This window comes from Streptococcus sp. 53 (assembly GCF_013276565.1).
Lineage (GTDB): Bacteria > Bacillota > Bacilli > Lactobacillales > Streptococcaceae > Streptococcus.
On sequence record NZ_VMLG01000021.1, the window covers coordinates 40,721 to 66,157 of the forward strand.

General features: G+C 41.5%; 23 protein-coding genes and 2 pseudogenes. 24 read left to right on the plus strand and 1 reads right to left on the minus strand.

Annotation, left to right across the window (positions count from 1 at the left end; translation table 11 throughout):
- The first annotated feature begins 1 nt into the window (after window position 1).
- The 13 genes and pseudogenes from HT722_RS06655 (at window position 2) to HT722_RS06715 (ending at window position 14,965) form a co-directional block, all read left to right on the plus strand.
- Window positions 2-1,471, plus strand: a complete 1,470-nt coding sequence (locus tag HT722_RS06655; RefSeq protein ID WP_173278213.1) for an O-antigen polysaccharide polymerase Wzy — start codon at window positions 2-4, stop codon at window positions 1,469-1,471.
- Window positions 1,464-2,498: a prephenate dehydratase gene (locus tag HT722_RS06660; RefSeq protein ID WP_112444069.1), complete on the plus strand. Its 1,035-nt coding sequence runs from the start codon at window positions 1,464-1,466 to the stop codon at window positions 2,496-2,498. Before HT722_RS06655 ends, HT722_RS06660 begins: the two co-directional genes overlap by 8 nt.
- Window positions 2,499-2,698: 200 nt before the next feature.
- The gene (mecA, locus tag HT722_RS06665; RefSeq protein ID WP_173278215.1) at window positions 2,699-3,439 is read left to right on the plus strand and encodes an adaptor protein MecA; all 741 of its coding nucleotides are present in this window, start codon (window positions 2,699-2,701) and stop codon (window positions 3,437-3,439) included.
- Window positions 3,440-3,585: 146 nt separating this feature from the next.
- Window positions 3,586-4,872, plus strand: a complete 1,287-nt coding sequence (locus tag HT722_RS06670) for a homoserine dehydrogenase (protein ID WP_173278217.1) — start codon at window positions 3,586-3,588, stop codon at window positions 4,870-4,872.
- A gap of 1 nt (window position 4,873) precedes the next feature.
- Window positions 4,874-5,743: a homoserine kinase gene (gene thrB, locus HT722_RS06675; RefSeq protein WP_173278219.1), complete on the plus strand. Its 870-nt coding sequence runs from the start codon at window positions 4,874-4,876 to the stop codon at window positions 5,741-5,743.
- A gap of 213 nt (window positions 5,744-5,956) precedes the next feature.
- The gene (gene msrB, locus HT722_RS06680; RefSeq protein ID WP_173278221.1) at window positions 5,957-6,895 is read left to right on the plus strand and encodes a peptide-methionine (R)-S-oxide reductase MsrB; all 939 of its coding nucleotides are present in this window, start codon (window positions 5,957-5,959) and stop codon (window positions 6,893-6,895) included.
- 60 nt (window positions 6,896-6,955) lie between these two features.
- Complete coding sequence (locus HT722_RS06685) at window positions 6,956-8,680, plus strand: ABC transporter ATP-binding protein (protein ID WP_173278223.1); 1,725 nt, start codon at window positions 6,956-6,958, stop codon at window positions 8,678-8,680.
- Between the two features lies 1 nt (window position 8,681).
- The gene (locus tag HT722_RS06690) at window positions 8,682-10,430 is read left to right on the plus strand and encodes an ABC transporter ATP-binding protein (protein WP_173278225.1); all 1,749 of its coding nucleotides are present in this window, start codon (window positions 8,682-8,684) and stop codon (window positions 10,428-10,430) included.
- A 250-nt stretch (window positions 10,431-10,680) separates the two neighbouring features.
- Complete coding sequence (locus HT722_RS06695) at window positions 10,681-11,940, plus strand: TRZ/ATZ family protein (RefSeq protein WP_173278228.1); 1,260 nt, start codon at window positions 10,681-10,683, stop codon at window positions 11,938-11,940.
- 72 nt (window positions 11,941-12,012) lie between these two features.
- A pseudogene (locus HT722_RS06700) lies at window positions 12,013-12,413 on the plus strand (helix-turn-helix domain-containing protein); the annotation flags it as partial.
- A gap of 99 nt (window positions 12,414-12,512) precedes the next feature.
- Window positions 12,513-13,196: an amino acid ABC transporter permease gene (locus tag HT722_RS06705; protein ID WP_001011642.1), complete on the plus strand. Its 684-nt coding sequence runs from the start codon at window positions 12,513-12,515 to the stop codon at window positions 13,194-13,196.
- Complete coding sequence (locus tag HT722_RS06710; RefSeq protein ID WP_173275008.1) at window positions 13,196-13,930, plus strand: amino acid ABC transporter ATP-binding protein; 735 nt, start codon at window positions 13,196-13,198, stop codon at window positions 13,928-13,930. The genes HT722_RS06705 and HT722_RS06710 overlap by 1 nt, the downstream gene beginning before the upstream one ends.
- Window positions 13,931-14,107: 177 nt before the next feature.
- Window positions 14,108-14,965 carry a bifunctional methylenetetrahydrofolate dehydrogenase/methenyltetrahydrofolate cyclohydrolase gene (locus tag HT722_RS06715; protein ID WP_173278230.1) on the plus strand — a complete coding sequence of 286 codons (858 nt, stop codon included), beginning with the start codon at window positions 14,108-14,110 and terminating at the stop codon, window positions 14,963-14,965.
- Between the two features lie 105 nt (window positions 14,966-15,070).
- Here the strand turns inward: HT722_RS06715 and HT722_RS06720 are convergent.
- Window positions 15,071-16,377, minus strand: a pseudogene (locus HT722_RS06720) (transposase).
- 158 nt (window positions 16,378-16,535) lie between these two features.
- Here HT722_RS06720 and HT722_RS06725 point away from each other — a divergent pair.
- The 11 genes from HT722_RS06725 (at window position 16,536) to HT722_RS06775 (ending at window position 25,397) form a co-directional block, all read left to right on the plus strand.
- Window positions 16,536-16,937 (plus strand): Spx/MgsR family RNA polymerase-binding regulatory protein, encoded by a 402-nt coding sequence (locus HT722_RS06725; protein WP_000631259.1) that lies wholly within the window; start codon window positions 16,536-16,538, stop codon window positions 16,935-16,937.
- Window positions 16,937-17,215, plus strand: a complete 279-nt coding sequence (locus HT722_RS06730) for a UPF0223 family protein (protein ID WP_023946312.1) — start codon at window positions 16,937-16,939, stop codon at window positions 17,213-17,215. The genes HT722_RS06725 and HT722_RS06730 overlap by 1 nt, the downstream gene beginning before the upstream one ends.
- Entirely contained in the window at window positions 17,205-17,978 is a 774-nt protein-coding gene (locus HT722_RS06735) for an inositol monophosphatase family protein (protein WP_173278232.1), read from the plus strand. Before HT722_RS06730 ends, HT722_RS06735 begins: the two co-directional genes overlap by 11 nt.
- Window positions 17,979-19,283, plus strand: a complete 1,305-nt coding sequence (locus tag HT722_RS06740) for an RsmF rRNA methyltransferase first C-terminal domain-containing protein (protein ID WP_173278234.1) — start codon at window positions 17,979-17,981, stop codon at window positions 19,281-19,283.
- 220 nt (window positions 19,284-19,503) lie between these two features.
- Window positions 19,504-20,382: a phosphate ABC transporter substrate-binding protein PstS family protein gene (locus tag HT722_RS06745; protein ID WP_020903179.1), complete on the plus strand. Its 879-nt coding sequence runs from the start codon at window positions 19,504-19,506 to the stop codon at window positions 20,380-20,382.
- A complete protein-coding gene (gene pstC, locus HT722_RS06750; protein ID WP_173278236.1) occupies window positions 20,382-21,299 on the plus strand; it encodes a phosphate ABC transporter permease subunit PstC in 918 nt (305 codons plus the stop codon). The genes HT722_RS06745 and pstC overlap by 1 nt, the downstream gene beginning before the upstream one ends.
- Window positions 21,289-22,173: a phosphate ABC transporter permease PstA gene (pstA, locus tag HT722_RS06755; protein ID WP_000543046.1), complete on the plus strand. Its 885-nt coding sequence runs from the start codon at window positions 21,289-21,291 to the stop codon at window positions 22,171-22,173. The genes pstC and pstA overlap by 11 nt, the downstream gene beginning before the upstream one ends.
- A gap of 10 nt (window positions 22,174-22,183) precedes the next feature.
- Window positions 22,184-22,987, plus strand: coding sequence for a phosphate ABC transporter ATP-binding protein PstB (gene pstB, locus HT722_RS06760; protein WP_020900241.1), 804 nt, complete (start codon window positions 22,184-22,186; stop codon window positions 22,985-22,987).
- A gap of 12 nt (window positions 22,988-22,999) precedes the next feature.
- A complete protein-coding gene (gene pstB / locus HT722_RS06765; RefSeq protein ID WP_173278238.1) occupies window positions 23,000-23,758 on the plus strand; it encodes a phosphate ABC transporter ATP-binding protein PstB in 759 nt (252 codons plus the stop codon).
- Between the two features lie 11 nt (window positions 23,759-23,769).
- Window positions 23,770-24,423, plus strand: a complete 654-nt coding sequence (phoU, locus tag HT722_RS06770; RefSeq protein WP_173233345.1) for a phosphate signaling complex protein PhoU — start codon at window positions 23,770-23,772, stop codon at window positions 24,421-24,423.
- 158 nt (window positions 24,424-24,581) lie between these two features.
- Window positions 24,582-25,397 (plus strand): ABC transporter substrate-binding protein, encoded by an 816-nt coding sequence (locus tag HT722_RS06775; RefSeq protein WP_173278240.1) that lies wholly within the window; start codon window positions 24,582-24,584, stop codon window positions 25,395-25,397.
- Window positions 25,398-25,437: the final 40 nt, after the last annotated feature.

The following is a 25,437-nucleotide window of genomic DNA, read 5'->3' on the forward strand; positions in this document are numbered from 1 at the left end:
AGTGATTGATGGAAAACGATTGTTATTTAGTTTGACCATAGTCAGTTATGCCTTGACGCTAGTAAGTGGAATTGTGTATCTGTTTAATAATAACAATGTTAGCTTGCTTTCTACTTTATTGTTCTTACTGGTTAGTAGCTTAATTGCTTGTTGGAATGATATCAAGTATTACTTAATCCATTTTATTTTCTATTTAACTATTTTTGTCTTTCTGGTATCAAGACCGACCATTGATTATTTTAGGGATGGCGCCCTGGATACCTATCATCCCATAGCCTATCGTTTTGCCTTTATAGTTGTCATGGTTTCGATATTGGGATTGACCACAGGAGGCGTCCTGGCTCGTTACTTCATAGCTAGAAAGAAAATAAAAGTAGCAAATATAGGAAATTCTCTGAAAGAGGTTTATATCAAGCGGTTACGCTTTGTATCGCTAGGAGTTTTTCTTCTCACCTATCCTTTCTATTTCATTCGGTTATTCGAACGGCTCCTGTATCGCTTGCAGACTTCCTACTATGCCTACTATGCAAATTTTGAAAGTAAACTGCCTTATTTTGCCTACATTTTGTCTACCTTTACGGTCTATGCAATGTGTATGTATCTGGCAACCAAGCCAAAGAAATTGCAGGCCACAGCAGTGCTTGTCTCCTTTATTGCAGCTAATACCATTCATTTGGCAATCGGGACACGAAATCCCTTTATTTTAAGTATTCTATTTGCTTTTGTTTATTACTTTATGCGGGAGCAAACAGAAAAGGGAAAATGGATTGGGTTTAAAGAAAAGTTAGCGATTTTTGTAGGTTCTCCTATTCTCATGTTAGCGATGGGAGTGCTCAATTATGTGCGGGATAATGTCCAGGTTTCCCATACAGGTTTCTGGGATATCCTGCTTGACTTTATCTATAAACAAGGGACTAGTTTTGGAGTTCTGGCTCGAGGTTTTCTATTTAACAGTAGCCTACCTTACAGAGATTTCCGTAATTTTACTTTTGGTCCTGTCCTTGATTATTTTGCAAGGGGAAGTTTGGGGGCCATTTTCGGAGGAAAAGCCTTTGAACATACAACCAATAGTGTGGAGCTAGCTATTGATAGTAATAGTTATGCCCACAATTTGTCCTATCTTGTTTTGAACAAGGAATATTTAAAAGGACATGGTATCGGAAGTAGCTATATTATGGAGTTGTATACCGACTATGGTATGATAGGAGTCTTTCTACTTAGTCTCTTGCTCGGTATGCTATTCATAGCCATGCTGCAAGTAGCCTATCGCTCAAGGACAATCTTATTTGCCTTGTCCCTACTCATCTTGAATAATTTATTCTTTATGCCAAGAAGTAGCTTTTCAGAAAGTTTCTTCAATCTATTTACAATGCAATTCTGGGGAATTGTTCTTGTGATTATATTTGTAGCAAAAATGCTTACAAAAGAGAACCAGTATCTACTCAACAAAGGAGAAAAAAATCATGTTTGAACATTATTCAGTAGCTGATTTATTTGCAAATCTTTACAAAAAACGAAAAGTAAATATTTTAGCTCTCATCGTTTTATTTGCTCTCATTGCTGTACCATTTACAATTAAAGCAGTTAGGAATAAAAACACTGTCAAAGATACAACAAGTTATTCAACTTATCTTAGCTATAAAATCACTCCTCCAGAAGATTCAGCTAAAACGATTTTGAATCATCAAATTGGTGGTTATAGTGATTTTTATGGGAAATTGATTGATGGGAATTTGAATGGAGCTTATCTTTTCAATGATGTAGAACCCAGTGAGTTGAAAAAAATTGCCAGTGAATTAGACACGACAGAAACAACCTTGAAAAATTCAACGAATGACTATTGGTGGAAAAAATTGACCGTCTACTATATGATTGACGATGCAGGGGTTGGTGTGAAAATTTTGACATCAAGTAAAGATGCCAATGACTTGTTAGAGCGAAAAATTGATGGATTGATTGAGAAATTTAAACACACTTATGCAAATGTGAAAATTGAAAAATTGGAAACCATCAACTCTAAAGAATTGAATGCAAATGGTGAAACAGCGCTTGGCTTAAATGTGAAGAATCTGATTCTTCGTTTAGTTGTTATTGGAGTGGTTTGTGTGATTTTGGTTGTGATGGGAAATGTGTTAGTTTATCTCTTTAATCCAACAATCAATAGAGCAGGTGATTTTTATCAGTATCAAATTGATTTTGTAACAGAGATTACAACAATTGCTAACCTAGCAGATGTTTTGTCATACAAAAATGCTGGACAGGAATTGACCATCGTTAGCTCAAATAAAGCTATCCTAGATAAATTGAAACAGAGTCAAGAGGCTTTAAAAGGAATGCATTTTGTCGATTTACAGGATGTATCATCTCTTTTGGAAAGAGATACAGTCCTTCTTGTTGAAGAATATGGAGTAACTCGTTATAAGAAATTTGAGCAAAGTCTTCAAATTCTCAGAAACTTAAATCGTTCTATCCTCGGTGTAGCAACCTTTAAACTATAAGCTTTCTGATGTATTAGGTCTTCAAGGTTGGCTAAGAGCCGATTTTGAAGGCTTTTTCTATTTGTTAGCAGAAACTTTCTCTTTAGAATCTTTTACAGAAAGACCTTAGGGAAAATCTAGCCCGATAGAGGAGCCTTCTTTTGATAAAATCGTAAAAATCTAGTATAATAGATAGAACTGAAAGTATGAGGTTACTAGCAATGAAAATGAAACAAATTAGTGATACAACTTTGAAAATCACGATGTCTTTAGAGGATTTGATGGATCGTGGCATGGAGATTGCTGACTTTCTCGTTCCTCAAGAAAAAACAGAAGAGTTCTTTTATGCTATCTTGGATGAGTTAGAGATGCCTGATAGCTTTCTAGATACGGGTATGTTGAGCTTCCGTGTGACTCCAAAACCTGATAAGGTTGATGTTTTTGTAACCAAATCAAAGATTGACCAAAATCTAGATTTTGAAGACTTATCGGATTTACCAGATATGGAAGAATTGGCTCAAATGTCGCCGGATGAGTTTATTAAAACTTTAGAAAAAAGCATCGCGGACAAAACCAAAGATGATATCGAAGCCATTCAATCTCTAGAGCAAGTTGAAGCTAAGGAAGAAGAGCAGGAGCAGGATCAACAAGAAGTTGAGAGCAAGAAAGAGCCATATATCTACTACATCCTTTCTTTTGCTAAGTTAGCTGATTTGGTGGCTTTTGCCAAGACAGTGACTTTTGAGATGGAAACTTCTGAACTCTACAAGATGAATGAGCGCTATTATTTGACCATTTTAGTGGATATTGAAAATCATCCAAGTCCATATCCAGCTTGGTTGTTGGCCCGTATGCGCGAGTTTGCAGATGATAGTGATATCAGTCGCTCAGTCTTGCAGGAGTATGGTCAAGTCTTGATGAATCACGATGCAGTACTTAATCTGCAAAAGATTGGTTCATAATTTTTAAAATCAATTTTCATCTATCAAGAAAGACGAATCATGGGATTCGTTTTTTCTTTTTATACTGAAATAGTGATTTACTATAATAGGAATTTTCACAAAATTCTGTTATAATGGCTATATTAGAAAATTTCGAGGAGACAAACATGACAGTTAAAATTGCTTTACTAGGATTTGGTACCGTTGCAAGTGGTGTGCCTTTCCTCCTAAAGGAAAATGGAGAAAAAATCAATCAATCAGCACATTCAGAGATTGAGGTTGCTAAAGTATTGGTCAAGGATGAAGATGAAAAGAATCGCTTGCTTGCAGCAGGGAATGATTTTAATTTTGTAACCAATGTGGATGATATTTTGTCAGATCAAGATATTACCATTGTAGTGGAATTGATGGGGCGTATCGAACCTGCTAAAACCTTTATCACTCGTGCCTTGGAAGCTGGAAAACACGTTGTTACTGCTAACAAGGATCTTTTGGCTGTCCATGGTGCAGAATTGCTAGAAATCGCTCAAGCTAACAAGGTAGCACTTTACTATGAAGCAGCAGTAGCTGGTGGTATTCCAATTCTTCGCACTCTAGCAAATTCCTTGGCTTCTGACAAAATCACGCGCGTTCTTGGAGTTGTCAACGGAACTTCCAACTTCATGATGACCAAGATGGTGGAAGAAGGCTGGTCTTACGATGATGCTCTTGCGGAAGCGCAACGTCTAGGATTTGCAGAAAGCGATCCGACAAATGACGTAGATGGAATTGATGCAGCCTACAAGATGGTGATTTTGAGCCAATTTGCCTTTGGCATGAAGGTTGCCTTTGATGATGTAGCCCACAAGGGAATTCGAAACATCACACCAGAAGACGTAGCTGTAGCCCAAGACTTGGGTTATGTAGTGAAATTGGTTGGTTCAATCGAGGAAACTCCTTCAGGAATTGCTGCAGAAGTGACTCCAACCTTCCTTCCTAAAGCGCACCCGCTTGCCAGTGTGAATGGCGTAATGAACGCTGTCTTTGTAGAATCTATCGGTATTGGTGAGTCTATGTACTACGGACCAGGTGCGGGTCAAAAACCAACTGCAACAAGTGTTGTAGCAGATATTGTCCGTATCGTTCGCCGTTTGAATGACGGTACCATTGGCAAAGATTTCAACGAATATAGCCGTGACTTGGCCTTGGCAAATCCTGAGGATGTTAAGGCTAATTACTACTTCTCAATCTTGGCTCCAGACTCAAAAGGTCAGGTCTTGAAGTTGGCTGAAATCTTCAATGCCCAAGATATTTCCTTTAAGCAAATCCTCCAAGATGGAAAAGAAGGTGATAAGGCGCGTGTCGTTATCATTACACACAAGATTAATAAAGCCCAACTTGAAAATGTTTCAGCTGAATTGAAGAAGGTTTCAGAATTCGACCTCTTGAATACCTTCAAGGTGCTAGGAGAATAAGATGAAGATTACTGTACCTGCAACCAGTGCCAATATCGGGCCAGGTTTTGACTCGGTCGGTGTAGCTGTAACCAAGTATCTTCAAATTGAGGTCTGTGAAGAACGGGATGAGTGGTTGATTGAACACCAGATTGGCAAATGGATTCCACATGACGAGCGCAATCTCTTGCTCAAAATCGCTTTGCAAATTGTGCCAGACTTGCAACCAAGACGTTTGAAAATGACCAGTGATGTTCCCTTAGCGCGTGGTTTGGGTTCTTCCAGCTCTGTTATTGTTGCTGGGATTGAACTAGCCAACCAACTGGGAAATCTCAACTTATCTGACCATGAAAAATTGCAGTTAGCGACTAAGATTGAAGGCCATCCTGACAATGTGGCTCCAGCCATTTATGGTAATCTCGTTATTGCAAGCTCTGTTGATGGACAAGTTTCTGCTATCGTAGCAGACTTCCCAGAGTGTGATTTCCTAGCCTACATTCCCAACTATGAATTGCGTACTCGAGACAGCCGTGGTGTCTTGCCTAAGAAATTGTCTTACAAGGAAGCTGTTGCAGCTAGTTCTATCGCCAATGTGGCTGTTGCTGCCTTGTTGGCAGGAGATATGGTGACAGCTGGGCAAGCAATCGAGGGAGACCTCTTCCATGAACGCTATCGTCAGGATTTGGTGAGAGAATTTGCGACGATTAAGCAAGTAGCCAAAGAGAATGGTGCCTATGCAACCTACCTCTCTGGTGCTGGGCCGACAGTTATGGTTTTGGCTTCTCATGACAAGATGCCAACGATTAAGGCAGAATTGGAAAAGCAACCTTTCAAAGGTAAACTTCATGACTTGAAGGTTGATACCAAAGGTGTCCGTGTTGAAGCAAAATAAAGAATAGAAGATAGGATGGGGAAACTCGCGACCAGAGGGCTTCCTATCCTTTTTTTGAAAAGAAGTTTATACTCAATGAAAATCAAAGAGCAAACTAGGAAGCTAGCCGCAGGTTGCTCAAAGCACTGCTTTGAGTTTGTAGATGTAAGCTGACGTGGTTTGAAGAGATTTTCGAAGAGAATTAGTTAAAAACTTGATAAAGGAGAAATAAAGATGGCAGAAATTTATCTAGCAGGTGGTTGTTTTTGGGGCCTAGAGGAGTATTTTTCACGAATTTCCGGAGTGCTAGCAACCAGTGTTGGCTACGCTAATGGACAAGTCGAAACGACCAATTACCACTTGCTCAAGGAAACAGACCATGCAGAAACAGTTCAAGTGATTTATGATGAGAAAGCAGTGTCACTCAGAGAGATTTTACTTTATTATTTCCGTGTTATTGATCCATTATCAGTCAATCAACAAGGGAATGACCGTGGACGTCAGTATCGGACCGGTATATATTACCAGGATGAAGCAGACTTGCCAGCTATCTACACAGTGGTGCAGGAGCAGGAGCGTATGCTGGGTCGAAAGATTGCAGTAGAGGTGGAGAAACTTTGCCACTATATTTTAGCTGAGGATTACCACCAAGACTATCTTAAGAAGAATCCTTCAGGTTACTGTCATATCGATGTAACTGATGCTGAAAAGCCATTGATTGATGCCTCTAACTATGAAAAGCCTAGTCAAGAGGTGTTAAAGGGCAGTTTATCTGAAGAGTCTTACCGTGTCACCCAAGAAGCTGCTACAGAGGCTCCATTTACCAATGACTATGACCAAACCTTTGAAGAAGGGATTTATGTAGATATTACGACAGGTGAGCCACTCTTTTTTGCCAAGGATAAGTTTGCCTCAGGTTGTGGTTGGCCAAGTTTCAGCCGTCCGATTTCCAAGGAATTGATTCATTATTACAAGGACCTGAGTCATGGAATGGAGCGAATCGAGGTTCGTTCTCGGTCGGGGAATGCTCACTTGGGTCATGTTTTCACAGATGGTCCTAGGGAGTTAGGTGGCCTCCGTTACTGTATCAATTCTGCTTCCTTGCGCTTTGTGACCAAGGATGAGATGGAAGAAGCAGGATATGGCTATCTACTGCCTTACTTAAACAAATAAAACAGAGAGGGTGGGTACTTCCCACTTTCTTCATTTCTAGAAAACGAATAGAAGGGATTTATGAAACACCTATTATCTTACTTTAAACCCTACATCAAGGAATCAATTTTAGCACCTTTGTTCAAGCTACTTGAAGCTGTGTTTGAGCTCTTAGTTCCTATGGTGATTGCTGGGATTGTTGACCAATCCTTGCCCCAGAAAAATCAAGGTCATCTCTGGATGCAGATTGGTTTGCTCCTTATCTTTGCAGTAATTGGTGTTGTAGTGGCTTTAATAGCCCAGTTCTACTCAGCTAAGGCTGCGGTTGGATTTGCCAAAGAACTGACAGACGACCTCTATCGCCATATTCTTTCATTGCCTAAGGACAGCAGAGACCGTCTGACCACTTCTAGTTTGGTGACTCGCTTGACTTCGGACACCTATCAGATTCAGACTGGTATCAATCAATTCCTGCGCCTCTTTTTGCGAGCACCTATTATCGTTTTTGGAGCCATTTTTATGGCTTATCGCATCTCGGCTGAGCTGACTTTCTGGTTCTTGGTCATGGTTATCATTTTGACCGTCGTCATTGTAGGTCTTTCTAGGTTGGTCAATCCTCTCTACAGTAGTCTCAGAAAGAAAACGGACCAACTGGTTCAGGAAACGCGCCAGCAATTGCAAGGGATGCGGGTCATTCGTGCTTTTGGTCAAGAAAAACGAGAGTTACAGATTTTTCAAACCCTTAACCAAGTTTACGCTAGATTACAAGAAAAGACAGGTTTCTGGTCTAGTTTATTAACACCTCTGACCTATCTGATTGTCAATGGAACTCTCCTCGTTATTATCTGGCAAGGCTATATTTCGATTCAAGGAGGCTTGCTCAGTCAAGGTACTCTCATTGCCCTTATCAACTATCTCTTGCAGATTTTGGTGGAATTGGTCAAGCTAGCCATGCTGATAAATTCTCTCAATCAGTCCTATATCTCTGCCAAGCGAATTGAGGAAGTCTTTGCTGAGGCTCCAGAAGATATTCACTTAGAGCTAGAACAAAAGCAAGCTACCAGTGATCAGGTTTTACAAGTTCAAGAACTGACCTTTACCTATCCTGATGCGAGCCAGCCTTCTCTGAGAGACATTTCCTTTGATATGAAGCAAGGGCAAATCCTTGGTATCATTGGGGGAACGGGTTCTGGTAAATCAAGCCTGGTGCAAGTCTTACTTGGACTTTATCCAGCAGACAAGGGAAGCATTGACCTTTATCGAAATGGACGTAGTCCTCGTAATCTTGAGCAGTGGCGGTCTTGGATTTCCTATGTGCCTCAAAAAGTCGAACTCTTTAAAGGAACTATTCGTTCAAACTTGACTTTGGGTTTCAATCAAGTAGTGACTGATCAAGAACTCTGGCAAGCCTTGGAAATCGCGCAAGCTAAGGATTTTGTCAGTGAAAAGGAAGGTCTCTTGGATGCCCTAGTTGAGGCAGGAGGGCGAAATTTCTCGGGCGGTCAAAAACAAAGGCTGTCTATCGCACGAGCAGTCTTGCGCCAGGCTCCGTTTCTCATCCTAGATGATGCTACCTCGGCCCTCGACACTATTACTGAGTCCAAGCTCTTGAAAGCTATCCGAGAAAATTTGCCAGACACGAGCTTAATCTTGATTTCTCAACGAACCTCAACACTTCGGATGGCAGACCAGATTCTCCTCTTGGAAAAAGGTGAGCTCCTAGCTATCGGCAAGCATGAGGACTTGATGAAATCCAGTCAAGTCTATCGCGAAATCAATGCCTCCCAGCATGGAAAGGAGGACTAGTATGAGACGACAAACTGCAAATCAAACACTCACACGTTTGGCCAAAGATTTAGCAAGCCATTCCTTCCTCTTTTTCCTAGCTTTTCTAGGAACCATTGCCCAGGTTGGCTTATCAATTTACCTACCTATTCTGATTGGTCAGGTCATCGACCAAGTCCTAGTGACTGGCTCTTCACCAGTTTTTTGGCAGATTTTCATTCAAATGATCTTGGTGGTCATAGGAAATACCTTAGTTCAATGGGTCAATCCTCTCCTTTATAATCGCCTAATTTTCTCTTATACCAGAGACTTGCGAGGGCGAATCATCTATAAGCTCCATCGGTTACCGATTGCTTTTGTTGATCAGCAAGGAAGTGGAGAGATAGTCAGTCGTGTGACCACAGACATCGAACAGTTGGCAGCTGGTTTGACCATGATTTTTAACCAATTTTTCATTGGTGTTTTGATGATTTTGGTTAGTATTCTAGCCATGCTTCAAATTCATCTCCTCATGACCCTCTTGGTCTTGCTGTTGACGCCACTGTCTATGGTAATCTCACGCTTTATTGCCAAACGCTCCTATCATCTCTTCCAGAAGCAAACAGAGACGAGGGGAATTCAGACTCAGTTAATTGAAGAATCGCTTAGCCAGCAGACCATCATCCAGTCCTTCAATGCTCAAACGGAGTTTATCCAAAAATTGCGTGAGGCTAATGACAACTACGCAGGCTATTCTCAGTCAGCCATTTTTTATTCTTCAACGGTCAATCCTTCGACTCGCTTTGTCAATGCACTCATTTATGCCCTTCTAGCTGGAGTAGGAGCTTATCGTATCATGATGGGGTCAACCTTGACAATTGGGCGTTTAGTGACTTTTTTGAATTATGTTCAACAGTACACCAAGCCATTTAATGATATTTCTTCTGTTTTAGCCGAGTTGCAAAGTGCTCTCGCTTGCGCAGAGCGTGTTTATAGAGTCTTAGAGAGTCCTGAGGTGGCTGAAACAGGCAAGGAAGTCTTGACCAGTGACCAAGTTAAGGGAGCTATTTCCTTTAAACATGTCTCTTTTGGTTACCATCCTGAAAAGATTTTGATTAAGGATTTATCTATTGATATTCCAGCTGGTAGCAAGGTAGCCATCGTTGGTCCGACAGGTGCAGGAAAATCAACCCTTATCAATCTTCTTATGCGTTTCTATCCTATTAACTCAGGAGATATCTTGCTGGATGGGAAATCCATTTATGACTATAGTCGTGCCTCCTTACGCCAGCAGTTTGGAATGGTTCTACAAGAAACCTGGCTCAAGCAAGGAACCATTCATGACAATATTGCCTTTGGAAACCCTGATGCCAGTCGGGAGCAGGTGATTGCTGCTGCCAAAGCAGCCAATGCCGACTTTTTCATCCAACAGTTGCCGCAGGGTTACGATACCAGGTTGGAAAATGCTGGAGAATCTCTCTCTGTTGGTCAGGCCCAGCTTTTGACTATTGCCCGAATCTTTCTGGCTATTCCAAAGATTCTTATCTTAGACGAGGCAACCTCTTCCATCGATACGCGGACAGAAGTGTTGGTACAGGATGCCTTTGCTAAACTCATGAAAGGGCGCACAAGCTTTATCATCGCCCACCGCTTGTCTACCATTCAGGATGCGGATCTGATTCTTGTCTTGGTGGATGGCGACATTGTTGAGTATGGGATCCATCAGGACCTTGTGGCTAGGAAGGGCAAGTATTACCAAATGCAGCAAGCTACATCTTTTAGCTCTGAATAATCCTTTCTACTTTGAAATCTTATGGACGAAAAAAGTTGCCTTCGGGTGACTTTTTTGTTACAATAGCTAGAAAAATTATTCACTGTAATATTCAATGAAAATTAAAGGAGCAAGCTAGCCGTAGGCTGCTCAAAGCACCGCTTTGAGGTTGTAAATAAGACTGACGAAGTCAGTAACATATATCTACGGCAAAGTGAATCTGAAGTGGTTTGAAGAGAGTATAAATTGTCTTTTAGAAAAGGAACCTAGAATGAAAGTCTTTCAGCATGTAAATATCGTGACTTGTGATCAAGATTTCCATGTTTATCTTGATGGAATCTTAGCAGTTAAGGATTCTCAAATCGTCTATGTCGGTCAAGAGAAGTCAGAGATTTTAGAGCAAGCTGAGCAGATTATAGACTATCAGGGCGCCTGGATTATGCCTGGTTTGGTCAATTGTCACACCCATTCTGCTATGACAGGCTTGCGAGGGATTCGAGATGATAGCAATCTCCATGAATGGCTCAATGACTATATTTGGCCTGCAGAAGCTGAGTTTACTCCAGACATGACTACCAAGGCGGTCAAAGAAGCGCTGACAGAAATGCTCCAGTCAGGAACAACAACCTTCAACGATATGTATAATCCCAATGGAGTGGAGATTGAGCAGATTTATCAGGCAGTGAAAACTTCCAAGATGCGTTGTTATTTCTCACCGACTCTTTTTTCTTCAGAGGCAGAGACAACTGCTGAAACCATAAGCAGAACTCGAGCAATCATTGAAGAAATTATTGGATATAAAAATCCAAATTTCAAGGTTATGGTAGCCCCTCATTCTCCTTACAGCTGTAATCAAAACTTGCTGCAAGCGAGTTTAGATATGGCAAAAGAGTTTGCTATTCCAATCCATATCCATGTTGCGGAGACCAAGGAGGAGTCAGGCATTCTCCTGAAACGCTACGGCAAACGCCCCCTCGCTTTCCTAGAAGAACTGGGTTACTTAGATCATCCGTCTGTCTTTGCTCATGGGGTCGAATTAAATGAGCGAGAAATTGAATGCTTAGCAACTTCTCACGTGGCTATCGCCCACAATCCTATCAGTAACCTCAAACTGGCATCAGGAATTGCTCCTATCATTCAACTGCAAAAAGCAGGAGTAGCAGTCGGAATTGCGACAGATTCGGTTGCTTCCAACAACAATCTTGATATGTTTGAGGAAGGACGGACTGCAGCCCTTCTTCAGAAGATGAAAAGTGGGGATGCAAGCCAGTTTCCAATCGAAACAGCCCTCAAAGCTCTAACGATAGAAGGTGCTAAGGTTCTTGGAATGGACGAACAGATAGGAAGTCTGGAAGTTGGCAAGCAAGCAGATTTTCTGGTCATCCAACCACAAGGGAAAATCCATCTCCAACCTCAGGAAAATATGCTGTCCCACCTCGTTTATGCAGTCAAATCCAGTGATGTTGATGATGTATATATTGCCGGACAACAGGTTGTTAAGCAAGGCAAAGTTTTGACGGTAGAACTTTAAAAGAAAAATCACTGAAAGTTCTATAATGAAGTTAGCCACCCATCTCTCCTAAAAATTATATGGTTCAACTAGCTGATAGCTAGTCTTCGATTTCATTTGACAATCGATAGACGTCGCTTAATCGAAAGATGGAAAAAGAAGGAAAATCAAATAGAGAAATTGCCTCTCTGCTTGGAAAATCTCCTCAAACTATCCACACTGAAATCAAGCGTGAGACAGTCCTACAATGTCTTGGAAAAGGGCGCTTCAAAAAGGTTTATTCTGCCGACTATGCTCAACAATCTTATGAAAGCAATCGCAAGCGCTCGATCAAGAAATTAAGCTTAACCAAGGAACTAAAGGAAAAGATTCTCCACTATCATAATCAAAAGTTTTCTCCTGAAATGATGGTCAAGGCTAAGGAGGTTAACGTGGGCGTTTCTACCATTTACTACTGGATTCATCATGGAAAATTGGGGTTAATCAAGCAGGATCGGTTTAAAGATTTTTAAATAAATTGGATAAAAGGTTTGAATTTTAATTCAATACATGTTATAATCATACAGTATTCTATTTTAGAAAGCAGTGTGACTATGAATTTTTCTTTTTTACCTAAGTATTTACCTTATTTTAACTATGGGGCTGTTGTGACGGTTCTCATTTCTATCTGTGTTGTCTTTTTGGGAACTATTTTGGGTGTTGTCTTGGCTTTTGGGCAACGTTCAAAGTTTAAACCGCTTGTTTGGCTCGCCAACTTGTACGTTTGGATTTTCCGTGGGACACCGATGATGGTTCAGATTATGATTGCCTTTGCTCTTATGCATATCAATGCTCCGACTATTCAGGTTGGGATTTTGGGTGTCGATCTTTCTCGCTTGATTCCAGGGATTTTGATTATCTCTATGAACAGTGGTGCTTATGTTTCTGAGACTGTTCGTGCCGGAATCAATGCTGTTCCAAAAGGTCAGCTAGAAGCGGCTTATTCGCTAGGGATTCGTCCTAAAAATGCGATGCGCTATGTGATTTTGCCACAAGCAATCAAAAATATCTTGCCAGCTTTGGGGAACGAATTTATCACCATTATCAAGGATAGTTCCCTCTTATCAGCTATCGGTGTTATGGAGTTGTGGAACGGAGCTACTACAGTTTCTACAACAACCTATCTACCTTTAACACCACTTTTATTTGCAGCCTTTTATTACTTGATTATGACTTCTATTTTGACAGTAGCCTTGAAAGCTTTTGAAAAACGCATGGGACAAGGAGATAAGAAATAATGACAGAAACCTTGATAAAAATTGAAAATTTACATAAATCATTTGGAAAGAATGAAGTATTGAAGGGCATCAACCTCGAGATTAAAAGAGGAGAAGTTGTCGTTATCATCGGTCCTTCAGGGAGCGGGAAATCTACCTTGCTTCGCTCTATGAATCTGTTGGAAGAAGCAACAAAAGGGAAGGTTATCTTTGAGGGAGTTGATATTACGGACAAGAAGAATGACCTGTTTGCCATGCGTGAGAAGATGGGCATGGTTTTCCAACAATTCAATCTCTTTCCTAATATGACTGTGATGGAAAATATCACCTTGTCACCTATCAAGACCAAAGGTGAGAGCAAGACAGTGGCTGAGAAGAGAGCCCAAGAGCTGTTGGAAAAAGTTGGTTTACCAGATAAGGCAGACGCTTATCCACAGAGTTTGTCAGGTGGCCAGCAACAACGGATTGCCATCGCGCGTGGGTTGGCCATGGAACCAGATGTTTTGCTCTTTGATGAGCCAACTTCAGCCTTGGACCCTGAGATGGTTGGAGAAGTTCTAGCTGTTATGCAAGACCTTGCCAAGTCAGGAATGACCATGGTTATCGTAACACATGAAATGGGATTTGCCCGTGAGGTGGCAGATCGTGTTATCTTTATGGCAGACGGTGTGGTTGTTGAAGATGGGACACCTGAGCAGATTTTTGAACAAACCAAAGAACAACGGACTAAAGATTTCTTGAGTAAGGTTTTATAAGTTAGCTTTGTTTAGCTATTTGTAGTCAACTTTACATATAAAATATAGATTAATGAAAAGCTCAACCAGAGCTTTTTCTTATAGTTTGAAACTATAGGATAGCCTAGGAAAGAAGTGTTAGAGGGGACCAACAGTTTTTGGTATAATGGAAGATATTTGAAAGAAAAGAGAAGTGATATGACACAGATTATTGATGGGAAAGCTTTAGCGGCCAAATTGCAGGGGCAGTTGGCTGAAAAGACTGCAAAATTAAAGGAAGAAACAGGTCTAGTACCTGGTTTGGTAGTGATTTTGGTTGGGGACAATCCAGCCAGCCAAGTTTACGTTCGCAACAAGGAGAGGTCAGCTCTTGCGGCTGGTTTCCGTAGCGAAGTAGTGCGAGTTCCAGAGACCATTACTCAAGAGGAATTGTTAGACCTGATTGCTAAATACAATCAGGATCCAGCTTGGCATGGGATTTTGGTCCAGTTGCCATTACCAAAACACATTGATGAAGAGGCGGTTCTATTGGCTATTGACCCAGAAAAGGATGTGGATGGTTTCCATCCTCTAAATATGGGACGCCTTTGGTCTGGTCATCCAGTCATGATTCCTTCGACACCTGCAGGAATTATGGAAATGTTTCATGAATATGGGATTGATTTGGAAGGTAAAAATGCGGTCGTCATCGGTCGTTCCAATATCGTTGGAAAACCCATGGCTCAGCTTCTTTTGGCCAAGAATGCAACAGTGACCTTGACCCACTCACGCACCCATAATCTCGCCAAGGTGGCTGCTAAAGCGGATATTCTTGTGGTTGCAATTGGTCGCGCCAAGTTTGTGACTGCTGACTTTGTCAAACCAGGTGCGGTAGTCATTGACGTTGGAATGAACCGCGATGAAAATGGTAAGCTTTGTGGAGATGTGGATTATGAGACAGTTGCACCACTTGCTAGCCATATCACGCCAGTCCCTGGAGGTGTCGGTCCTATGACCATTACCATGCTGATGGAGCAAACTTATCAGGCAGCACTTCGGACATTGGATAGAAAATAAGAGAAAAATTTTCTGAGGAAAGTGTTATTTTATATAGCTATATCTGAAATGACAGAAATGAGTATTAAATTGGCTCTTTGTCAACTGTAGTGGGTTGATGAAAAGCTAAGATCTAGAAAGGACAAATTTCGTCCTTTCTTTTTTAATGTTCAGAGCGATAAAAATCCGTTTTTTGAAGTTTTTAAAGTTTCGAAATCCAAAGGCATTGCGCTTGATAAGTTTGATGAGATTATTCGTTGCTTCCAATTTTGCGTTGGAATAAGGTAATTGAAGAGCGTTGGCGATTTTCTCTTTTTTCTTTAGAAAGGTTTTAAAGACAGTCTGAAAAAGAGGATGAACCAGCTTAAGATTATCCTCAATGAGTCCGAAAAATTTGTCTGCCTCCTTGTTCTGAAAGTGAAAAAGCAGGAGCTGGTAGAGATGATAGTGGTGTTTCAAGTCCTCTGAATAGCTAAAAAGCTTGTCTAAAATCTCTTTATTCGTCAAGTGCATGCGAAAAGTAGGGCGATAAAAACGTTTATCGCTGAGTTTACGACTATCCTGTTGGATGAGTTTCCAGTAGCGTTTGATAGCCTTGTATTCATGAGATTTTCGTTCAAACTGATTCATGATTTGGACACGCAAACGACTCATAGCACGGCTTATATGTTGTACAATGTGAAAGAAATCCAACACGATTTTAGCGTTTGGGAGTGAAACAGTCTGGGAGACTGTTTCAGCCTGAGCATAGAAATTCGAAAGCGAAGTTGTTTAGCTAAGTCATAGTAAGGGCTAAACATATCCATAGTAATGATTTTCACCTGACAACGAACGGCTCTATCGTAGCGAAGAAAGCGACTTCGAATAATAGCTTGTGTTCGTCCCTCAAGAACAGTGATGATATTGATATTGTCAAAATCTTGCGCAATGAAACTCATCTTTCCCTTGGTAAAGGAGTACTCATCCCAAGACATAATCTCAGGCAGCCGAGAAAAATCATGCTTAAAGTGAAAGTCATTAAGCTTTCGAATAACAGTTGAAATTGAAATGGAAAGTTGATGGGCAATATCGGTCATAGAAGTTTTTTCAATCAACTTTTGAGCGATCTTTTGGTTGATGATACGAGGGATTTGATGATTTTTCTTTACTAGAGGAGTCTCAGCAACCATCATTTTCAAGCAATGATAGCACTTAAAACGACGCTTTCTAAGGGGAATTCTAGTAGGCATCCCAGTCGTTTCAAGGTAAGGAACCTTAGACGGTTTTTGAAAGTCATATTTCTTCATTTTACTTCCGCAATTAGGACAAGATGGGGCATCATAATCCAGTTTAGCGATGATTTCCTTGTGTGTATCCTTATTGATGATGTCTAGAAACTGGATATTAGGGTCTTTAATATTGAGTAGTTTTGTGATAAAATGTAATTGTTCCATATGATTCTTTCTAATGAGTTGTTTTGTCGCTTTTCATTATAGATCTTATGGGACTTTTTTTCTACACAAAAATAGGCTTTTTTTCTAAAAATCTCTAGTCAAGCGCTTTATTTTTTTGTATAATAGAATTAGCAAAGTATAGATAAGAAGAGAAAAGCATGATTACACTATTTCTATCACCGAGCTGTACATCATGTCGTAAGGCTAAGGCCTGGTTAGAAAAACATAAGGTTCCCTTTGTGGAACACAATATTATGACCAGTCCTTTAACAAGAAAAGAATTGCAACACATCCTTTCCTTGACCGAAAATGGTACTGATGACATCATTTCAACTCGTTCAAAAATTTTTCAAAAATTGAATATTGATGTAGAGAGTATTTCGGTATCGGAATTGCTTCATTTGATTGAGCAGTACCCTAGTCTTTTGCGTCGTCCCATTATTATCGATGCCAAGCGCATGCAGATCGGTTTTAATGAAGATGAGATTCGTGCTTTTCTTCCTCGTAGTTACCGTAAGCAAGAACTAAAAGAAGCAAGAATGAGAGCTGGTATTAGTTAATGAACAAACAGTATAGTTACCCACTAGATTTGTCGTGGAGCACTGAAGAACTTGCTTCAGTGCTTTCTTTTTTTAATGATGTTGAAGCTGCCTATGAAGGCAAGGTAGAGGCTCAAAAGCTACTGGATTCCTATAAGGGATTCAAAGCGGTTGTGCCAAGCAAGAGCGAAGAGAAACGTTTGGGACGAGAATTTGAAACAGTGAGTGGCTATTCGCTTTACCGAGCAGTTCAGGCTGCCAAGGAAAAAGGGGAAGGAAAGATTTCTCTTGGAAAGTAAATTTGAATTTGCTAAAGAGCTTGTCAAGAAAGCAGGCCAGTACATACTTGACCACATGCAGGAAGACTTGCAGGTTGAGACGAAGACCTCTCCAACAGATTTGGTTACCAGACTGGACAAGGAAGTTCAGGAGCTATTGGTTGGTGAGATTTTATCCCGTTATCATGAGGATAAGATTTGTGCTGAAGAAGGTTGTCTGCGAGCCTCGGTTCAAGAGGGCAAGGTTTGGGTTATTGATCCCATTGATGGGACCAATAATTTTGTAGCCCAGCAGGAAGATTTTGCTGTTATGATGGCTTATTTTGAAAATGGTCAGGGTCAGTTTGGCCTGATTTATGATGTGGTCAAAGGGGATTGTTACCACGGTGGTGGGGAATTTCCGGTTTGCCGAAACGATAAGCCCCTAGCTCCCTTTAAAGCCAAACCACTTGGAGATTTTCTCATTGCGGGAAATAGTGGCATGCTGGAAACCAACGAATGGGGGCTGGCTGATTTGAGTCGAGCGGTCCTCGGTGTTCGTGTCTATGGGAGTGCGGCCATTAGTTTTGCCAAGATTTTGTCAGGGCGTTTGTTGACCTATGTCACCTATCTGCAACCATGGGATTATGCTGCGGCTAGTATTTTAGGGGAAAGTCTGGGCTATGAGGTTGTGACTCTTTCTGGTGAAGCTCCTGATTTTCAAACCAGACAGGCGGTCATGATGGTGCCTCTTGAGATGCAGGAGGAAATTCAGTCCTGTATTTACGAAAGGAAAAGAACTTAAATGCAATTTCCAGAAGGATTTGTTGAAAAATATGAAGAGATACTAGGAGATGAGGCAAGAGATTTTCTTGCCTCTTTTGAGGAGGAAGCGGTTTCGGCCTTTCGGGTCAATCCTTTAAAAGAAGCGCCAGTTTCCTTTTCTGATGCCATTCCTCAAACTCCTTGGGGACATTATGGGAAGGTTTCAGGGAAATCACCTGAGCATGCTACTGGTTTGGTTTATTCGCAAGAACCCGCTGCCCAAATGGTTGCTCAGGTAGCCCAGCCCAGTCCTGGTATGAAGGTCTTGGATTTGGCTGCTGCACCGGGTGGAAAATCCACTCAACTAGCAGCCTATCTAGCAGGGGAGGGGATACTTGTTTCCAATGAAATTTCAAGCAAACGGGCTAAGATTTTGGTTGAAAACATGGAGCGCTTTGGAGCGACAAATGTTGTGGTGACCAATGAATCTGCTGACCGTTTGGCCAAGGTTTTTAAGGGCTATTTTGACCTCATTGTCCTTGATGCTCCTTGCTCTGGGGAAGGAATGTTTCGTAAGCAGCCAGATGCTATGGACTATTGGAGCTTAGCTTATCCGAGTCAATGCGCTAACTTGCAAAGAGAAATTCTAGCAGATGCAGTGACCATGCTAGCTGAAGGTGGTCGTTTGGTTTATTCAACCTGTACCTGGGCCCCCGAGGAAAATGAAGAGATTGTTAATTGGTTACTGGAAGAGTATGATTTTGATTTGCTACCAGTAGAGCATATCAATGGAATGGTAGCTGGTATTGACCTGCCAGAAACGGCTCGTATGTACCCTCATCATTTTAAGGGAGAGGGGCAGTTTGTCGCTCATTTACAATTTAAAGGTGAAAATCTAGCACCAAAATGTAAGGCAAGTAAGAGCAATCTCAGCCGAGAACAAGTTGCCTTGTGGCAGGAATTTGCCCAAAATCACTTGATGGTTAATCTACCGGGAATCTTGCAGACTTTTGGGGACCAACTCTATCTCCTGCCAGAACTTTTGCCAGATTTAGGAAAACGCAAGATTGCTCGCAATGGCCTGCATCTAGGGACCTTTAAGAAGAAACGCTTTGAGCCTAGTTTTGCTCTTGGTCTAGCCTTGAAACCGAGTCAGGTCAAGCAGTCGGTTGAAATTGACCAAGAAGCGTTTGTAAAGTATGCCGCTGGAGAAACCATTCAGCTGTCGGAAAGTCTGCCAAATGGTTGGTACCAAGTTTTGGTTCAAGGCAATGGCTTGGGCTTTGCTAAGGTGACGGGAAATGTTTTGAAAAATTATTTTCCAAAAGGCCTCAGATTCAAGTGAAAATGCTAGTCAAAGTAGCTTGTCTATGTTATAGTGGAAGTATGGATTTTTTTCAAATTGTCTTTCATTTTTAGTCAAAATTGGTGGAGAAGGTAACTGAGTAAATTTCAAGTAAAATCAAGCTAAGAACTTCAGTTGACTCCCAATTTTAAAAAGAAAAATATAAATAAATAGTTGAAAAAATTCACAGCATTCACCATTATTTTCAAGGAGAAAAACAGTGAAAAAAAGGAAAAAACTCGCTTTATCCCTTGCAGCTCTTTTGCTGGCAGGTTCTTTGGCGGGATGTGCTAGCTGGATTGATCGTGGGGAATCCATGACAGCTGTTGGCTCAACGGCTCTTCAGCCCTTGGTCGAAGCAGCAGCAGATGAATTTGGCTCTATGCACGTTGGAAAAACAGTCAACGTCCAAGGTGGAGGATCTGGTACAGGTCTTTCTCAGGTTCAGTCTGGAGCCGTTGATGTAGGAAATTCAGACGTATTTGCCGAGGAAAAAGACGGTATCAACGCATCCGCTCTAGTGGACCATAAGGTAGCCGTAGCGGGCTTGGCAGTGATTGTAAACAAAGAAGTTGACGTTGAAAATCTGACAACTGAACAACTCCGTAGCATCTTCACAGGCCAAGTAACCAACTGGAAAGAAGTCGGTGGGAAAGACCTAGCCATTTCCATTATCAACCGTGCGGCAAGTTCTGGTTCGCGTGCAACTTTTGATAGTGTTATCATGGATGGTCAATCTGCCGTGCAGAGTCAAGAACAGGATTCAAATGGGATGGTCAAAAACATTGTTTCCCAGACACCAGGAGCCATTTCTTACCTAGCCTTTGCCTATGTGGATGACTCAGTCAAACGTATGAAGTTGAATGGCTATGAGCCGATTGCAGAAAATGTTACAAGCAATAACTGGCCTTTGTGGTCTTATGAACACATGTACACCCTAGGTCAACCAAATGAATTGGTGGCAGAATTTCTCAATTTTGTCCTCTCAGATGAAGCGCAAAGTGGAATCGTTAAGGGGATGGGTTACATTTCTGTTAAGGAAATGAAGGTTGAAAAAGATGCTGTAGGAACGGTAACAGCACTAGAAGGGAGTCACTAATGAATCAAGAAGAATTAACTAAAAAATTGCTTTCTCCCTCAAAGAACTCTCGTCTAGAGAAATTAGGAAAGGGCTTGACCTTTGCCTGCCTGTCTTTGATTGTTATCATTGTGGCCATGATTTTGATTTTCGTAGCCCAAAAAGGTTTGTCGACCTTCTTTGTCAATGGAGTCAATACCTTTGATTTCCTCTTTGGCCAAACTTGGAATCCTTCAGGTAAACAATTTGGTGCGCTTCCAATGATTTTGGGTTCCTTTATTGTCACAATCCTATCAGCCCTTATCGCAACTCCTTTTGCCATTGGTGCGGCAGTCTTTATGACGGAGGTCTCACCAAAAGGTGCTAGAATCTTGCAACCAGCTATTGAATTGCTAGTCGGGATTCCTTCAGTCGTCTATGGATTTATCGGTTTGCAGGTCGTAGTTCCTTTTGTCCGTAGTGTCTTTGGTGGGACTGGTTTTGGAATCTTGTCAGGGATTTTCGTTCTCTTTGTCATGATTTTACCGACGGTAACCTTTATGACAACCGATAGTTTGCGTGCGGTGCCTCGTCACTACCGCGAAGCTAGTTTGGCTATGGGTGCCACTCGTTGGCAAACTATTTGGCGCGTGACTTTGAAGGCTGCGCGTTCAGGTATTTTCACAGCAGTGGTCTTTGGGATGGCGCGTGCCTTTGGAGAGGCCTTGGCCATTCAGATGGTAGTCGGAAACTCAGCCGTTGTCCCAACTTCATTGACAACACCTGCTGCGACCTTGACCTCTGTGTTGACCATGGGTATCGGAAATACCGTCATGGGTACAGTTGATAATAACGTACTTTGGTCACTGGCCTTAGTCTTGCTCTTGATGAGTTTGGCCTTCAACAGTGTGATTAAATTGATTACGAAAGAAAGAGGAAAGAAAAACTATGCACGCTAAGAAATTAGATAAAATTGCAACAGCTGTCCTCTACTCGATTGCAGGAATTATCGTAGCCATCTTGGCATCCTTGATTCTTTATATCTTGGTTCGTGGTTTGCCCCACATCTCTTGGTCTTTCTTGACTGGCAAATCCTCTTCTTACCAAGCAGGTGGAGGGATTGGAATTCAGCTCTATAATTCCTTCTTCCTTCTGGTTATTACCTTGATTATCTCTGTGCCTTTATCTATGGGGGCTGGGATTTTCCTAGCTGAATATGCCAAAAAAGGTCCTGTGACTAATTTTGTCAGAACCTGTATTGAAATCTTGTCTTCACTGCCATCAGTGGTTGTGGGTCTCTTTGGTTACTTGATCTTTGTGGTTCAGTTTGAATATGGATTTTCAATCATTTCAGGTGCCTTGGCCTTGACGGTCTTTAACCTGCCTCAGATGACTCGAAATGTTGAGGACAGTTTGAAACACGTTCACCACACGCAACGTGAGGCTGGTTTAGCCCTTGGAATTTCTCGTTGGGAGACTGTGGTCCATGTGGTTATTCCAGAAGCTCTTCCAGGTATTGTAACGGGTGTCGTCTTGGCCTCTGGTCGTATCTTTGGTGAGGCTGCTGCTCTTATCTATACAGCAGGACAATCCGCTCCAGCACTAGACTGGTCTAACTGGAATATTCTCAGTGTAACTAGCCCAATCTCTATCTTCCGTCAAGCAGAAACCTTGGCTGTTCACATCTGGAAGGTCAATAGTGAAGGAACCATTCCAGATGGAACCATCGTATCAGCAGGTTCTGCAGCCGTGCTCCTCATCTTTATCCTCATCTTTAACTTTGGAGCTCGTAAACTCGGAAGTTACCTACATAAGAAATTAACCGCTGCCTAAAGGAGAAGCCATGTCAAAATATAATTGGGATGAAAAGCATATCATCACCTTTCCTGAAGAGAAAGTGGCCCTCTCTACTAAGGATTTACATGTTTACTACGGTAAAAAAGAATCCATCAAGGGCATCGATATGCAATTTGAAAAAAATAAAATTACAGCCTTAATTGGCCCATCTGGTTCAGGAAAATCAACCTACCTCCGCAGTCTTAATCGGATGAATGATACCATTGATATTGCCAAGGTAACAGGTCAAATCCTCTACCAAGGAATTGATGTTAACCGTCCAGAAATCAATGTTTATGAGATGCGTAAGCACATCGGAATGGTCTTCCAACGACCAAATCCTTTTGCCAAGTCAATTTACCGTAATATTACTTTTGCGCATGAACGTGCTGGAGTTAAGGATAAGCAAGTCCTAGATGAAATTGTGGAAACTTCTCTCCGTCAAGCTGCCCTTTGGGATCAGGTCAAAGACGATTTGCACAAGTCAGCCTTGACCCTATCAGGTGGTCAGCAGCAACGTCTTTGTATCGCTCGTGCTATCTCTGTTAAACCAGATATCCTGTTGATGGATGAACCAGCGTCTGCATTGGACCCTATTGCGACAGCCCAGCTGGAAGAAACCATGTTGGAATTGAAGAAGGATTTTACCATCATCATCGTGACCCACAGCATGCAACAGGCTGCGCGTGCTAGTGACTACACAGGATTTTTCTACTTGGGTGACTTGATTGAGTATGATAAGACCTCTAATATTTTCCAAAATGCCAAACTACAGTCAACCAATGACTACGTAACAGGACACTTTGGATAGAAAGGAAACAGTATGACAGAAGCGATTTTACAGGTGTCAGACCTGTCCGTTTACTACAATCAAAAAAAGGCCTTGAATAGTGTTTCCCTATCTTTCCAACCTAAGGAAATTACAGCCTTGATTGGCCCATCTGGATCAGGGAAATCAACCCTCCTCAAGGCTATCAACCGCATGGGTGATCTCAATCCAGAGGTGACAACAACGGGATCAGTAGTCTATAATGGTCACAATATCTACAGCCCCCGCACCGATACAGTTGAATTGCGTAAGGAAATCGGTATGGTTTTCCAACAACCAAACCCTTTCCCTATGTCTATCTACGAAAATGTTGTCTACGGGCTTCGTATCAATGGGGTTAAGGATAAGCAGGTTCTGGATGAAGCGGTGGAAATAGCCTTGCAACGAGCTTCTATCTGGGATGAGGTCAAGGACCGCCTGCATGATTCAGCTATCGGGCTTTCAGGTGGACAACAACAACGTGTCTGCGTTGCCCGTGTCTTGGCAACCAGTCCTAAAATCATTCTCTTGGATGAACCGACTTCAGCCTTGGACCCTATCTCTGCTGGTAAGATTGAGGAAACCTTGTATGGGTTAAAAGATAAATACACCATGCTCTTGGTTACACGTTCTATGCAACAAGCCTCTCGGATCTCTGACAAAACAGGATTTTTCCTTGATGGGGATTTGATTGAGTTTAACGATACTAAGAAGATGTTCCTCAACCCACAACACAAGGAAACAGAAGATTATATTTCAGGAAAATTTGGATAAGGAGATAAATGATGTTACGTTCTCAATTTGAAGAAGATTTAGAGAAATTGCACAACCAGTTCTATGCCATGGGACAAGAAGTGCTATCCCAAATCAATCGGACAGTGCGTGCCTTTGTTACGCATGACCGTGATTTGGCCAAGGAAGTCATCGAAGATGATGCAGAAGTAAACGAATACGAAGTGAAATTGGAGAAGAAATCATTTGAAATGATTGCCCTCCAACAACCGGTTTCTCAAGATTTGCGTACTGTTCTAACAGTCTTAAAAGCCGTATCTGACTTGGAACGTATGGGTGACCATGCCGTTTCCATTGCCAAGGCGGCAATTCGTATGAAAGGGGAGCAACGCATCCCAGCTGTTGAAGAAGAAATCAAGAGAATGGGTCGTGATGTCAAGAATTTCGTTGAAGCAGCCCTTGAACTCTATCTGAATGGTTCAGTGGATCAGGCCTATGAAGTAGCAACCATGGATGAAAAAATTAACCATTACTTTGATAGCATTCGTGACTTGGCTACAGAAGAAATCAAGAAAAATCCAGATGCTATCGTTACAGGTCGTGATTACTTCCAAGTGATTGCCTTCTTGGAACGCATTGGAGACTATGCCAAGAATATCTGTGAATGGGTTGTTTACTTTGAAACAGGTAAGATTGTCGAACTATAAAACAGGTTCATTCTGTATAAAAAGGAGCTTGAAATCAACAGATAGCTCCTTTTCTTGAATGAAAAAAATGTTTTTAAGATAAAAATTCAAAAAAACACTTGACAAGTAACTTGAATAGCGTTATAATTATACAAAATTAACAGAGAGGTTGTTTATTTATGAAATCAAAAAAATGGATATTTGTTTTATGTAGTTTTCTTGCAAGTTTCTTCTTAGTAGCTTGCCAGTCGGGTTCTAATGGTTCTCAGTCAGCTGTTGAGGCCATTAAGCAAAAGGGGAAATTAGTTGTGGCGACTAGTCCTGACTATGCACCTTTTGAATTCCAATCCTTAGTTGACGGGAAAAACCAGGTAGTCGGTGCGGATATTGATATGGCCCAAGCTATCGCTGATGAACTTGGGGTGAAGTTGGAAATCTCAAGCATGAGTTTTGACAATGTTTTGACCAGTCTACAAACTGGTAAGGCTGACCTAGCAGTTGCGGGAATTAGCGCTACTGACGAGAGAAAAGAAGTCTTTGATTTTTCAATCCCTTACTATGAAAACAAGATTAGTTTCTTGGTTCGTAAGGCTGATGTAGAAAAATACAAGGATTTAACTAGCTTAGAAAGTGCTAATATTGCAGCCCAAAAAGGGACTGTTCCAGAAGCTATGGTCAAGGAACAATTGCCAAAAGCTCAATTGACTTCCCTAACCAATATGGGTGAAGCAGTCAATGAATTGCAGGCTGGAAAAGTAGATGCTGTTCACATGGATGAGCCTGTTGCCCTTAGCTATGCTGCTAAAAACGCTGACTTAGCTGTCGCAACTGTCAGCTTGAAGATGAAGGACGGCGAAGCTAATGCAGTTGCCCTTAGAAAAAATAGTGCTGATTTGAAAGAAGTGGTGGACAAGGTCATTCAAAAACTTAAGGATGACGGTACCTACCAAAAATATCTTGAAAAAGCGGCAAGCCTAACAGAAGTTGAAGAATAAGAAAAAGCAGAGTTGGAGATCATGTACTGACCCCAAAAAG